Origin of the sequence: Dankookia sp. GCM10030260, assembly GCF_042666655.1 — a bacterium.
GTDB lineage: Bacteria > Pseudomonadota > Alphaproteobacteria > Acetobacterales > Acetobacteraceae > Paracraurococcus.
On sequence record NZ_JBHTDE010000010.1, the window covers coordinates 140804 to 153953 of the forward strand.

The following is a 13150-nucleotide window of genomic DNA, read 5'->3' on the forward strand; positions in this document are numbered from 1 at the left end:
GTCCTGAATTGCCGATTCGGGAAAATTTCTTCGGATGCCGGAACTGCGATCGGGGGCCAGCCGACCGCGGCGGGGCATCGTGGTCCTGCTTTGCTCGCCCTTGGGTCACGCCGGTTTGCACGCCATCATTGGTGGATTGGTCACTCGGCATCGGTTTTGCTTCAACCGCGCGGAACGTTCGGGCACAACCGGACGCGTGACAGGGTGGCAGCGCAGCCATCGACCAGGGGCGGCCCCGCCGCCCGAGTGAAAGGCAATGCGAACCGGTGACTGAAGCCATGGCGACGTCCGATATGGCCAAGGATGCGGCCGCGCTCCGCGAGGCCATTGTCCGCAAATTGACCTACGACATGGGCAAGAGCCGCAGCGGCGCCCGCGACCGGGACTGGTTCCTGGCCACCGCGCTTGCCGTGCGTGACCGGGTGATCGACCGTTGGCTGGAGGCGACCCGCGCCGCCTACGAACAGGGCGAGAAGCAGGTCTACTACCTCAGCCTCGAATTCCTGGTCGGCAGGCTGCTGCGGGACAATGTCACCAACCTCGGGCTGATCCCGCTGCTGAAGGAGGCCCTGGCGCCGCTCGGCGTCGATTTCGACGCGGTGCGCCAAGCCGAACCGGATGCGGCGCTGGGCAATGGCGGCCTCGGCCGCCTGGCCGCCTGCTTCATGGAAAGCCTGGCCAGCCTGGCGATTCCCGCCTTCGGCTACGGCATCCGCTACGAGCACGGGCTGTTCCGGCAGATCCTGCGCGAGGGCTGGCAGCACGAATACCCGGAGGACTGGCTGCAGTTCGGCAACCCCTGGGAATTCGCCCGGCCGGAGATTTCGCACGACATCGGCTTCGGCGGCAGCGTCGAGGCGGTGCGGGTTTCTGAGGACGAGATGCGCCATGTCTGGCACCCGGCCGAGACGGTGCAGGCGGTGGCCTACGACACGCCGGTGGTCGGCTGGCGCGGCCAGCATGTGAACACGCTGCGGCTCTGGTCCGCCCGGGCGCTCGACCCGTTGAAACTGGAAGCCTTCAATTTCGGCGACCATGTCGGTGCGCTGGCCGAGCGGATGCGGCAGGAGGCGATCAGCAAGGTCCTCTACCCGTCCGACGAATCGCCGGCCGGGCAGGAATTGCGGTTGCGGCAGGAATACTTCTTCACCTCGGCTGCGCTGCAGGATCTCGTGCGGCGGCACCTGCGGGTCTATGGCGACCTGCGTTCGCTGCCCGACAAGGTGGCGATCCAACTCAACGACACCCATCCGGCGATCGCCATCGCCGAGCTGATGCGGATCTGCGTCGACCTCCATGCGATCTCCTGGGCGGAGGCCTGGGAGATCACCCGCGGGTCGATCAGCTACACCAACCACACCTTGCTGCCCGAAGCGCTGGAATCCTGGGCCGTGCCGCTGATGGAGCGGCTGCTGCCGCGCCACATGCAGATCATCTACCTAATCAATGCTCACCATCTCGACGAGGTGCGGGCAGCGCATCCGGGCGACGTGCGACTGCTGTCCTCGGTCTCGCTCATCGAGGAAGGCCATGGCCGCCGGGTGCGGATGGGGCACCTGGCCGTCGTCGGCTCGCACAAGGTCAACGGCGTCTCGGCGCTGCATTCCGACCTGCTGAAGAAGACGGTGTTCCGCGACTTCCACGCGATCGCGCCCGACCGAATCACCAACAAGACCAACGGCATCACCTTCCGCCGCTGGCTGCAGCAGTGCAATCCGGGACTCACCGGGTTGCTGGTCGAGGCGGTGGGGCCCGCCGTGCTGGACGACGCCATGCGGCTTGAGGGGCTGAACCCGCTGGCCGAGGATGCCGGTTTCCGCGACCGCTTCGCCGCGGTGAAGCGGGCCAACAAGGAGGCCCTGGCGGCGCTGATCCGCCAGCAGCTCGACCTGCGGGTCGACCCGGCCGCCATGTTCGACGTGCAGATCAAGCGCATCCACGAATACAAGCGCCAGCTGCTGAACATCCTGGAGACGGTGGCGCTGTACGATGCCATCCGCGCCCAGCCGCACCTGGATTGGGCGCCGCGGGTGAAGATCTTCGCCGGCAAGGCGGCGGCGAGCTACCACCGCGCCAAGCTCATCATCAAGCTGGCGCACGACGTGGCCCGGGTGGTGAACAGCGACCCCACGGTGCGCGGCCTGCTGAAGGTCGCTTTCCTGCCGAACTACAACGTCTCCTTGGCCGAGATGATCGTCCCCGCCGCCGACCTGTCGGAGCAGATCTCGACCGCGGGGATGGAGGCCTCGGGCACCGGCAACATGAAGCTCGGGCTGAACGGCGCGCTGACCATCGGCACGCTCGACGGCGCCAATGTCGAGATGCTGGAGCATGTCGGTGCGGACAACATCTTCATCTTCGGCCTTACCACCGAGGAGGTCGAGGCGCGCCGGCGCGACGGCAGCCATGGCGTCGCGGCGGTGCAGGCCTCGCCGCGGCTCGGCGAGGTGCTGGAGGCGGTCGAATCCGGCGTCTTCTCGCCGGATGATGGCGGTCGCTACCGCGACATGATGGCCTCGATCCGCGGCCACGACTACTTCATGGTCGGCGCCGATTTCGACAGCTACTTCGATGCGCAGCGACGGGTCGATGCCCGCTGGCAGGACAGCGGCACCTGGATGCGGAGCGCGGTGCTGAACACCGCCCGGATGGGCTGGTTCTCCTCCGACCGCACCATCGCCGAGTATGCCGGCGAGATCTGGAACGTGCCGATCAAGCGCTGAGCCGCGCGGTGGGGGGGGAAGACGATGCCGAACTCACGCGCGCGGAGCGAGGGGCCGCTTGCCCGCACGGCCATGGCCTTCGTGCTGGCCGGCGGCCGCGGCAGCCGGCTGATGGAACTGACCGACCGCCGGGCCAAGCCGGCGGTCTTCTTCGGCGGCAAGTCGCGCATCATCGACTTCGCGCTGTCGAACGCCATCAATTCCGGCGTTCGCCGGGTGGCGGTGGCGACGCAGTACAAGGCGCACAGCCTGATCCGCCACCTGCAGCGCGGCTGGAACTTCCTGCGGCCGGAGCGCAACGAGAGCTTCGACATCCTGCCCGCCAGCCAGCGGGTGTCGGAGCACAATTGGTATCTCGGCACCGCGGATGCGGTGTTCCAGAACATCGACATCATCGAGGACCTGGCGCCGCGCCACATCGTGCTGCTGGCCGGCGACCACATCTACAAGATGGACTACGAGGCGATGCTGCAGCAGCATGTCGAGAGCCGCGCCGGCGTCACGGTCAGCTGCATGACGGTGCCGCGGGCGGATGCGACGGGCTTCGGCGTGGTCGCGGTCGATGGCTCCGACCGCATCACCGAATTCCTCGAGAAGCCGGCCGACCCGCCCGGCCTGCCCGGCCGGCCGGACCTGTCCTTCGCCAGCATGGGCATCTATGTCTTCGACACCCGCGTCCTGATCGCTGAGCTGAAGCGGGACGCGGCCGATCCTGCCTCATCGCATGATTTCGGCAAGGACATCATCCCCCGCATGGTCGCCGAGGGCACTGCCCAGGCGCATCGGTTCGAAGCAAGCTGCGTGCGGTCCGCTGCCGAGACCTCGCCCTACTGGCGCGACGTCGGCACGGTGGATGCCTATTGGGAGGCCAATATCGACCTGACCGACGTGGTCCCGCCGCTCGACATCTTCGACAAGGACTGGCCGATCTGGACCTATGCGGAGGTCGTGCCGCCGGCCAAATTCGTCCACGACCTCGACGGCCGGCGGGGCGAGGCGATCTCCTCCCTCGTCTCCGGCGGCTGCATCGTCTCCGGCGCCACGGCGCGGCATTCGCTGCTGTTCACCGGGGTGCACCTGCATTCCTTCGCCATGATCGACGGCGCCGTGCTGCTGCCGCAGGTCGATGTCGGCCGGCATGCCCGGCTGACCAACGTGGTCGTCGACCGCGGCGTGCGCATCCCGGAAGGCCTGGTGGTGGGCGAGGACCCGGTGGCGGATGCGGCCCGCTTCCGCCGCTCGGCCAAGGGGATTTGCCTCATCACCCAGGCGATGCTCGACCGGATCGCGGCATGAGCCTGCGGGTCCTGGCGGTCGCTTCGGAATGCTTCCCGTTGGTCAAGACCGGTGGCTTGGCCGACGTGGTCGGCGCCCTGCCGGCGGCGCTGGCGGCGCAGGACATCGCCGTCACCACGCTGCTGCCGGGCTATCCGGCGGTGCTGGCGGCGATCGGCGATGCGCCGGTGGTCGTGGAACTGCCGGACCGCTTCGGCCCCGCCCGGCTGCTTGCCGGCAAGGCCGCCGGGCTGGACCTGCTGGTGCTGGAGGCGCCACAGCATTTCGGCCGGCCGGGCAACCCGTATGCCGGGCCGGATGGCGACTGGCCGGACAACGGCATCCGCTTCGCCGCGCTCGGCTTCGCCGCGGCCGAAGCCGCGACGGGCTTGGGCTTCGCGGCGGTGCATGCGCATGACTGGCAGGCGGGCCTGGCCGGGGCCTATCTGCGGCTGGCGGGCCCGATGCGGGTGCCGGTGGTCTTCACCATCCACAACCTGGCCTTCCAGGGGCAATTCCCGCCCGCGTTGTTTCCCCGGCTCGGCCTGCCGCCGGGCGCCTGGAGCATGGACGGGCTGGAGTATTTCGGCAGTGTCGGCTTCCTCAAGGCCGGGCTCTGGTATGCTGACCGGATCACCACCGTCTCCCCCACCTATGCCGCCGAGATCCGCACCGCATCGGGCGGGATGGGGCTGGACGGGCTGCTGCGCGGCCGCGCCGACGTCGTCAGCGGCATCCTGAACGGCATCGACGAAGCGTCCTGGGACCCGGCCCGGGACCAGGCGCTGGCGGCGCGCTTCTCGGCGGCGCATCCGGACCCGCGTGCGGCCAACAAGCCGGCGCTGCAGGGCCGCTTCGGCCTCGCGGCGGATCCGGCGGCGCCGCTGTTCGCCTTCGTCGGTAGGCTGGCCTGGCAGAAGGGCATGGACTTGGTGCTGGAGGCCCTGCCGGCGCTGCTGGCCGCCGGGGGGCAGTTGGCGATTCTCGGCACCGGCGATGCGGCGCTGGAAGCCCGTTGCCTCGGCGCCGCTGCGGCGGATCCCGGCCGGGTCGCGACTGTCATCGGCTTCGACGAGGGCTTGGCCCGGCTCTGCTACGGCGGCGCCGATGCGGTGCTGGTGCCGTCGCGCTTCGAGCCCTGCGGCCTCGCCCAGCTATGCGCGCTGCGCTACGGTGCGCCGCCAGTGGTGGCGCGGACCGGCGGGCTCGCGGATACGGTGATCGACGCGAACGAGGCGGCGCTCGCCGCCGGCTGCGCGACCGGCGTTCAATTCGTCCCCGGCGATGCCGCGATGCTGGCCAGCGCGGTGCGGCGGACCATCGGCCTGATCCGTGACCGGCCGATATGGGCGCGCATCCAGGCCAATGCCATGGGCGGCGATGTCTCCTGGCAGCGCTCCGCCGCGCGCTATGCCGCGCTGTTCCGGGAGCTTGCCGCGGCCGATGATTGAACTGGGGGAAGGCACGCCGGAGCCGCTCGGCGTCACTGCCGATGCGGCCGGGGTGAACATCGCCGTGGTCGCGCCGGATGCGACGGCCATCGAGATCTGCCTGTTCGACGCGACGCGGGACGTGCAGATCGCCTGCCACACTCTGCCGGCGCGCAGCGGCGATGTCTGGCATGGACATCTGCCGGGGGTCGGCGCCGGAGCGCGCTACGGGCTGCGGGCGCATGGGCCGGCCGCGCAGCGATTCGACCCGTCAAAGCTGCTGCTCGACCCCTGGGCGCGCCGCATCGACCGGCCCTTCCTGCTGCATCCTAGCCAGTTCGCCCCGGGCGTCGACAGCGCGGCGTCGATGCCGAAGGCGGTGGTGCCGGTGCCCGCCGCCCCGCCGCCGATCCCACCACCGATGCCCGGCCCGTGGGTGATCTACGAGTTGCACGTGCGCGGCTTCACCCGGCTGCATCCCGACATCCCGGAGGGCATGCGCGGGACCTTCGCCGCACTCGGCCATCCCGCCGCGATCGCGCATCTGCGGGCGCTGGGCGTGACGCATGTCGAGTTGATGCCGGTCGCCGCCGGGATCGACGAGCGGCACCTGCCGCCGCTCGGCCTGAACAACCACTGGAACTACAACCCGGTCGGCTTCCTGGCCCCTGACCCCCGCCTGGCGCCGGGCGGGATGGAGGAGGTACGCGCCGCCACGGCAGCGCTGCGGGCGGCGGGCATCGGGGTGATCCTCGACGTCGTCTACAACCACAGCGGGGAGGGCGACGAGCACGGCCCGACGCTCTCGCTGCGTGGCCTGGCCGACCGCGCCTTCCACCGCTTCGGCCGCGATGGGCGCTATGCCAACGATGCCGGCTGCGGCAACACGCTGGCGCTGGACCGGCCCTGGCCGCTGCGGCTGGCGATGGACGCGATGCGGCACTGGGTGCTGGCGGCGGGGGTCGAGGGCTTCAGGCTCGACCTTGGCACCACGCTGGGTCGGCGCGATCACGGCTTCGACCCGCATGCGCCGCTGCTGGCGGCGATGCGGCAGGACCCGCTGCTGCGCGAGAGGATCATTATCGCCGAGCCCTGGGATATCGGCTGGGGCGGCTACCAGCTGGGCGCCTTTCCACCCGGCTGGCCGGAATGGAACGACAAATTCCGCGACACGGTTCGGCGCTTCTGGCGCGGCGATGCCGGGCAGGTGGCGGACCTGGCGACGCGGCTGGCGGGTTCGGCCGATGTCTTCGGACCGGCGCGGCGCCGAGCCTGCGACAGCCTGAACTACGTCACCTCGCATGACGGCTTCACCCTGGCCGACCTGGTCGCCTTCACCGAGAAGCGCAACCACGGCAACGGCGAGCATGGCCATGACGGCCACAACGAGAATCATTCCTGGAATTGCGGCGTCGAGGGTCCGAGCGACGACCCGGTGGTGCTGGCCCGCCGAGCCGGCGACGTGCGGGCTCTGCTGGCGACGCTGCTGACGGCGCGCGGCACGCCGATGCTGTCGATGGGCGACGAATGCGGCCGCACCCAGGGCGGCAACAACAATGCCTATGCGCAGGACAACCCGGTCTCCTGGCTCGACTGGGCGGGGATGGACGAGGCGCTTTTCGCCTTCACCGCGCGGCTGGTGCGGGCAAGGCTGGCGCATCCGGCGCTGCATGCAGATGCGCCGCTGACCGGCATGACGCGGGACGGCACGGGATTGCCCGATGTAGCCTGGCTGCGGCCGGACGGCGCCGGGGTGGATTGGGGCGATGCGGCGGGACGCAGCCTGGTCGCCGTCTTCTACGTGCCGGCGCGTGGCACGCGGCTGGCCGACCGCGTGCTGGTCGCGTTGCATGCCGGGGCAGACAGCATCCCATTCGCCGTGCCGCTGCCGCGTGAGGGCTTCGCCTGGCGAGTATTGGCCGACAGCGCCGATCCGGTCGAATCCGGCGGCCCGCCCGCCGTGCTCGCGCCGCGGAGCGTGCTGCTGCTGGCGGAATTCGCCGCCTGACCTATGTTCCGGCAATGACTCGGAAGGGGCGGCGATGCGGGACAGGCAGTTGATGCGTGACGGCGCCTGCGCGTGACCGCGCCGCTCGTCTCGCTGCGCGGCGTCGCCAAGCGCTACGACACCGGTACCCTGGCGGTGCAGGGCATCGACCTCGACATCGCGGAGGGCGATTTCCTGGCGCTGCTCGGGCCTTCCGGTTGCGGCAAGTCCACCCTGCTGCGGATGATCGCCCGGCTGTCGCAGGCCACCGCCGGTCGCTTCGACTGGCCCGGCGGGCCGCCGAGCGCCCGCGACATCGGCTTCGTCTTCCAGGAGCCGACGCTGATGCCCTGGGCGACGGCGCTGGCCAATGTCGCCTTGCCGCTGGAACTCGCCGGCGTGCCGAAACGGGAGGCCGCGGCGCGTGCCGCCGAATCGCTGGCGCGCGTCGAGCTGCGCGGCTTCGAGGCCGCCTATCCCCGCGCACTGTCGGGCGGCATGCGCATGCGCGTCTCCATCGCCCGCGCCCTGGTGACGAAGCCGCGGCTGCTGCTGATGGACGAGCCCTTCGCCGCGCTCGACGAGATCACCCGCTTCCGGCTGAACAACGACCTGCTGAGCCTGTGGGAAGCCGAGCGCTTCACCGTGGTCTTCGTCACCCATTCGGTCTTCGAGAGCGTCTATCTCGCCCGGCGCATCGCGGTGATGGCGCCGCGACCGGGGCGCATCCATGCCGAGCTGGCCGTCGACGCACCCACGCCGCGTGGCGAGGCCTTCCGCACCTCGGCCGGCTATGCGGCACAATGCCGGGAGGTCTCCGGCGCGCTGGAAGCGGCGATGGCGGCATGATGGGCTCGGCGCTGACGCAAGGCTGGCTGCGGGTCCTTGGGCCGCTGGCAATCGGGCTGGTCTTCCTCGGCGGCTGGGAATGGCTGGTGCGGGCACGGGGCATCCCGCCTTATGTGCTGCCCGGGCCGGTCGCCATCGGCGAGGCGCTGCTGCGGGACTGGACGGCGCTCTCGGCCGCGCTGCTGGTGACCCTGAAGATCACCGCCCTGGCGCTGCTGATCGCCGCCTCGCTCGGCCTGCTGCTGGCGGTGGTCTTCGCGCAGTCCCGCATCTTGGAACTCGCGCTGTTCCCCTATGCGGTCATCCTGCAGGTGACGCCGATCGTCGCCATCGCGCCGCTGATCATCATCTGGGTGGACGACGTTACGCTGTCCCTGCTGATCTGCGCCTGGATCGTCGCCTTCTTCCCGATCCTGTCGAACACCACGGTCGGGCTGAACAGCACGGACCACAACCTGCTCGACCTGTTCCGGCTTTACGGCGCCTCCCGCTGGCAGGTGCTGTGGCGGCTGCGGCTGCCGACGGCGATGCCTTTCTTCCTGGCGGGGCTGCGGATCTCCGGCGGCCTCGCGCTGATCGGCGCCATCGTCGCGGAATTCGTCGCGGGGACCGGGGGGCGGGCCTCGGGCCTGGCCTACCGGATCCTCGAATCCGGCTATCAGCTGCAGATTCCCCGGATGTTCGCCGCCCTCGTGCTGATCTCGGCCACCGGCATCGGCATCTTTCTTACCTTGAGCCTGCTATCGCACCTGTTGCTGCGGCGCTGGCATGAAAGCGCCATGGGACAAGGAGACCGCCGATGAGTGCTGCGATGGACCGGCTGCGCCAGGCGATCGCCGCCGGCGGCCAGGACTACTGGCTGCGCGACGCAAGGGCGCCGGCGACGCTGATCCCGGGCGCGGCGCCCGGTCCGGTGGATGGCCAGGGGTTGGTCCGCTTCGACCTCAAGGTGGAGCAGGGCCGCATCGCCGCCCTGGCGCCGCTCGGCACCGCGACGGACGGCCCGAGCCTCGATGGCGGGCAGGTCTGGCCCGGTCCGGTCGATGGCCATACCCATCTGGATAAGGGCCATATCTGGCCGCGGCACGCGAATGCCACCGGCAGCTTCCACGGCGCCCTGACCGCCTGCGCCTCCGACCGCGACGGCTGGACCGATGCGGATATCGAGGCGCGCTTCGAATGGAGCCTGCGCGCGGCTTACGCCCATGGCACGGTCGCCATCCGCACCCATCTGGAAAGCTACTTGCCGCGCGACCCGGCCTCCTGGCGCGTGTTCCGCATGCTGCGGGACCGCTGGGCCGGGCGGATCACCCTGCAGGCTAGCTCCATCGCCCCGCTCGACCGCTTCCAGGGCGAGGACGGCGAATCGCTGGCCAATACCGTGGCCGATTCGGGCGGCATCCTCGGCATGGTCACGCGCTTGACCGGCGGCGTGCACGACAAGCTGCCGGACGAATTCCAGCCGATGCTCGACCGCTTCTTCTCGCTGGCCGAGGCGCGCGGGCTCGAGCTCGACATCCATGTCGACGAGAGCGGCGAGAGCGGCGCCCGCGCGCTGGTCGAGATCGCCCGCACCGCGATCCGGCGCGGGTTCAAGCAGCGGATCCAGTGCGGGCATTGCTGTTCCCTCTCGATCCAGCCGGAGGATTTCGCGCAGGCGACCATCAAGGCATGCGCCGAAGCCGGCCTTTCCATCATCGTCCTGCCGATGTGCAACATGTACCTGCAGGACCGCGTGCCCGGCCGCACCCCGCGCTGGCGCGGCGTGACCCTGGTGCATGAGCTGCGCGCGGCGGGCGTGCCGGTCTCCGTCGCCTCCGACAATACCCGCGACCCCTTCTATGCCTATGGCGACCTGGACATGGTCGAGGTGTACCGGGAGGCGACGCGCATCCTCCAGCTCGACCATCCCATCGGCGACTGGCCGCGCGCCGCCGGCGCGACGCCGGCCGCGGCCATGGGTCTCACGGATCGCGGCTGCCTGAAGCCCGGCGCCGCGGCCGACCTGCTGCTGTTTCGCGCCCGCGGGATGACCGAGCTGCTGAGTCGGCCGCAATCCGACCGCGTGGTGCTGCGGGACGGCCAGGTGCTGGACGCGGAGCCGCCCGACTACCGGGACCTGGACGCGGCGCTCGGGACGGGTCCAGGCTAGCGCCCGACACAAGGGGAGGGACCTCATGCTCGGATCGCAACGCGCCGCCTTCGATATCCCGCGCGAGGTCGCCTATCTCAACGCCGCCTCCTGGAGCCCGCTGCCGAAGGCGGTGCAGGCGGCGGGACATGAGGGCGTGGCCCGCAAGGGTCAGCCCTGGCGCTGGAACGCGCCGGACCATGCCGCGCAATTCGCCCGCGCCCGGGCGGCGGCGGCGGCATTGATCGGCGCGGCGCCCGAGGATGTGGCGCTGATTTCCTCGGTCGGCTTCGGCGTCGCCACCGCGGCGAAGAACCTGGCGGTGCCGCGCGGCAGCCGGGTGATCCTGCTGGCCGACGACCACAGCGCGCCGACACTCGAATGGATGCAGCGCGCGCCGGAGGGCGGCTTCGTCACCGAGGCCGTCTCGCCCGGCGCCGACGGCGACTGGACCGCGGCGCTGCTGGCGGCGATCGAGCGGCCGGGCGCGGCGCCGGTCGCCCTGGCCTCGATCTCTTCGGTCCACTGGTCGGATGGCGGTCTGGTCGACTTGGCCGCGGTGCAGGCGGCGCTGCGGCGGGAGGGCGCGGCGCTGCTGGTGGATGCGACGCACCATGCCGGCATCCTGCCGATCGACGTCGCCACGCTCGACCCGGATTTTCTGATCTTCCCGACCTACAAATGGGTGCTCGGCCCCTATGGCCGGGCGTTCCTCTATGTGGCGAAGCGCTGGCAGCAGGGCGTGCCGTTGGAGCAGACCAGCTATTCCCGCAAGGGAGTCGCCGCCGAGCGAGCGCCCTACTTCGCCGACCTGTCCTTCGCCGACGGCGCCAAGCGCTTCGACATGGGAGAGCGTGACCACTTCATCTCGCTCGAGATGGCCGCGGTCGGGATGGAGATGATGGCGCGATGGGGGCAAGCGCCGATCGCGGCACATCTGGCGATGCTGAGCCGCCGCATCGCCGAAGGCGTCGCCGGGCTGCCGGTGACGGTGCCGGTGGAGCGGGTGCGGGCACCGCATGTGCTCAGCCTCGGCTTCCCGCAGGGAATGCCGGAGGGGCTGATCGAGCGCCTGGCGGCCGAGGATGTTCATGTCGCGCCACGGCTCGGCCGCATGCGGATCAGCCCGCATGTCTACAATGACGAGGCCGACGCGGATGCGCTGGTGGCCGGGTTGCGGCGCGCGCTGGGCTAGGCGCGCCAGCCCGCGAAGAAGGCGCTGACCCGCCCGCGGAACCGGTCGAGCTCCGGCCGCTGCCGCTGATCCATGCGGGTGAGGTAGAGCCAGTCCAGCCGGCAGCCTCTGGCGCACAGCCGGCGCAGGCCGCGGCGCACGACCCTGTAGTCGGGCCAGCCGATATACCAGAGCAGCCAGGGCGGCGAGCCATAGGTGGTGACCACCGCGATGCGGCGGATATCGGTCAGTAGGGGCTCGATCGCGCCCGCACCGATGCGGAAGGCGATGCCGGGCAGCCAGACCCGATCAAACCAGCCCTTCAGCATCGCCGGCATGCCGTACCACCAAGTCGGGTAGACCAGCACGAGCGCCTCCGCCCAGCGCAGGTCGGCGGCCTCCTGTGCGACGAATGCCTCGTTCTCGCCGAGGGCGTTGGTGACGCGGTGCTCGGCGGCGGACATGACGGGGATGAAGCCGTCGGCATGCAGGTCGCGCAGGCGCACCTCGTGCCCCGCGGCGGCCAGCGCGGCGCGGGCGGTGTCGCGCAACGCGGCGGAATAGCTGTCAGCCCGTGGATGGCAGGCGATCATCAGCACATGCATGGGCGGCCCCGCGCGACAGGGCCGTTTCAAGCACGCGGCGTGCCGGGTGTCAGCCGGCCATCACCCAGGGCATGTCGAGCCCGGCGGCGCCAGTCGGCTGGTCGCCTTCGATCCGCAACGACTCAAGGGCCGGTCCGGCGCTGGCGGTGTGCAGGACGCGGCGGTTGTCCCAGATCAGCACGTCGCCGGACTGCCAATCGTGCCGCCAGATCAACGATTCGGCGGTCGCCGCGGTAAAGAGCGTGTCGAGCAGGTGGCGGCTTTCCGCCGCCGTCAGGTTGAGGATGCGCGTGGTGAAGGCGGGGTTCGCATAGAGCACCGGCTCGCCGGTCACCGGATGGCGGCGTACCAGCGGATGCTCGGCCCGCGCCGTCGGGTCGAGCGGGCTGGCATGCAGCGCGCGAAGCTGGCCGAGCCGGTCGCGCAGCACCGGTGGCAGGCTGGCCCAGGCGCAGCGCTGGTCGGCGAAAGCGATCCCGCCGGCGGGGGCCTCGGCGCGCATCAGGCAGGCCAGGGCAGGCTGCGCGGCATAGCTGCGGTCGGTATGCCAGAAAGGGGTGCCGACACGATCCGGTGGCGGTAGGTCGGCCGGCGCACCGACCGACAGCGGCAAGGCCGGCGCCGCCTGGTGAAGCGCTTGGCCGAGCAGCGGGGCCTCCAGCGACGCCAAGCCACGGGCAAGGGCTTCGGGCATGGCGGACTGGCCGCGCAGCAGCAGCACGCCGTGTTCGATCAGCGCGTCGTGCAGCACTTCAAGCACCGGCGCGGCAATCGGGACGGCGAGGTCGAGGCCCAGCACCTCCGCGCCAAAACCGGCATCCAGGGGGAGCAGCGAGATGCCGGTGCCAGCCGGGGTGGAAAGGGACAGCAGGGGGGTCATTGCCAGCAACTCCGGAAGACCGAGGAGGGACGGCGTGGGACAGGCCGCAGTTCCACATCGATTGGCGAAGAATGACCCACTAAGCCCTATATGCAA

10 protein-coding genes are annotated in these 13150 nt (G+C 70.5%); 8 read left to right on the plus strand and 2 right to left on the minus strand.

The window, feature by feature from the left end; all coding sequences use genetic code 11:
* Positions 1 to 278: 278 nt before the first annotated feature.
* From ACFQS7_RS24075 to ACFQS7_RS24110, 8 genes are all read left to right on the plus strand, one after another.
* Positions 279 to 2723, plus strand: coding sequence for a glycogen/starch/alpha-glucan phosphorylase (locus tag ACFQS7_RS24075; protein ID WP_380069689.1), 2445 nt, complete (start codon positions 279 to 281; stop codon positions 2721 to 2723).
* A gap of 24 nt (positions 2724 to 2747) precedes the next feature.
* Entirely contained in the window at positions 2748 to 4019 is a 1272-nt protein-coding gene (gene glgC, locus ACFQS7_RS24080) for a glucose-1-phosphate adenylyltransferase (RefSeq protein ID WP_380069690.1), read from the plus strand.
* Positions 4020 to 4021: 2 nt separating this feature from the next.
* Positions 4022 to 5449 carry a glycogen synthase GlgA gene (gene glgA / locus ACFQS7_RS24085; RefSeq protein WP_380069731.1) on the plus strand — a complete coding sequence of 476 codons (1428 nt, stop codon included), beginning with the start codon at positions 4022 to 4024 and terminating at the stop codon, positions 5447 to 5449.
* Entirely contained in the window at positions 5442 to 7436 is a 1995-nt protein-coding gene (gene glgX / locus ACFQS7_RS24090) for a glycogen debranching protein GlgX (RefSeq protein WP_380069691.1), read from the plus strand. The genes glgA and glgX overlap by 8 nt, the downstream gene beginning before the upstream one ends.
* A gap of 72 nt (positions 7437 to 7508) precedes the next feature.
* Positions 7509 to 8264, plus strand: a complete 756-nt coding sequence (locus tag ACFQS7_RS24095) for an ABC transporter ATP-binding protein (RefSeq protein ID WP_380069692.1) — start codon at positions 7509 to 7511, stop codon at positions 8262 to 8264.
* Entirely contained in the window at positions 8261 to 9067 is an 807-nt protein-coding gene (locus tag ACFQS7_RS24100) for an ABC transporter permease (protein ID WP_380069693.1), read from the plus strand. The genes ACFQS7_RS24095 and ACFQS7_RS24100 overlap by 4 nt, the downstream gene beginning before the upstream one ends.
* Positions 9064 to 10416 carry a cytosine deaminase gene (locus tag ACFQS7_RS24105; protein ID WP_380069694.1) on the plus strand — a complete coding sequence of 451 codons (1353 nt, stop codon included), beginning with the start codon at positions 9064 to 9066 and terminating at the stop codon, positions 10414 to 10416. The genes ACFQS7_RS24100 and ACFQS7_RS24105 overlap by 4 nt, the downstream gene beginning before the upstream one ends.
* 25 nt (positions 10417 to 10441) lie before the next feature.
* On the plus strand, positions 10442 to 11590 hold the full coding sequence (locus ACFQS7_RS24110) for an aminotransferase class V-fold PLP-dependent enzyme (protein WP_380069695.1): 1149 nt from the start codon (positions 10442 to 10444) through the stop codon (positions 11588 to 11590).
* Here the strand turns inward: ACFQS7_RS24110 and ACFQS7_RS24115 are convergent.
* Positions 11587 to 12162 (minus strand): NAD(P)H-dependent oxidoreductase, encoded by a 576-nt coding sequence (locus tag ACFQS7_RS24115; RefSeq protein ID WP_380069696.1) that lies wholly within the window; start codon positions 12160 to 12162, stop codon positions 11587 to 11589. The two genes, ACFQS7_RS24110 and ACFQS7_RS24115, sit on opposite strands and share 4 nt — an antisense overlap.
* A gap of 61 nt (positions 12163 to 12223) precedes the next feature.
* Complete coding sequence (locus ACFQS7_RS24120) at positions 12224 to 13054, minus strand: TauD/TfdA dioxygenase family protein (protein ID WP_380069697.1); 831 nt, start codon at positions 13052 to 13054, stop codon at positions 12224 to 12226.
* Positions 13055 to 13150: the final 96 nt, after the last annotated feature.

Coding starts and splice junctions, on each gene's coding strand:
- ACFQS7_RS24075 (WP_380069689.1), top strand. CDS start 279: ATGGCGACGTCCGATATGGCCAAGGATGCGGCCGCGCTCCGCGAGGCC.
- glgC (WP_380069690.1), top strand. CDS start 2,748: ATGCCGAACTCACGCGCGCGGAGCGAGGGGCCGCTTGCCCGCACGGCC.
- glgX (WP_380069691.1), top strand. CDS start 5,442: ATGATTGAACTGGGGGAAGGCACGCCGGAGCCGCTCGGCGTCACTGCC.
- ACFQS7_RS24100 (WP_380069693.1), top strand. CDS start 8,261: ATGATGGGCTCGGCGCTGACGCAAGGCTGGCTGCGGGTCCTTGGGCCG.
- ACFQS7_RS24105 (WP_380069694.1), top strand. CDS start 9,064: ATGAGTGCTGCGATGGACCGGCTGCGCCAGGCGATCGCCGCCGGCGGC.
- ACFQS7_RS24110 (WP_380069695.1), top strand. CDS start 10,442: ATGCTCGGATCGCAACGCGCCGCCTTCGATATCCCGCGCGAGGTCGCC.
- ACFQS7_RS24115 (WP_380069696.1), bottom strand. CDS start 12,162: ATGATCGCCTGCCATCCACGGGCTGACAGCTATTCCGCCGCGTTGCGC.
- ACFQS7_RS24120 (WP_380069697.1), bottom strand. CDS start 13,054: ATGACCCCCCTGCTGTCCCTTTCCACCCCGGCTGGCACCGGCATCTCG.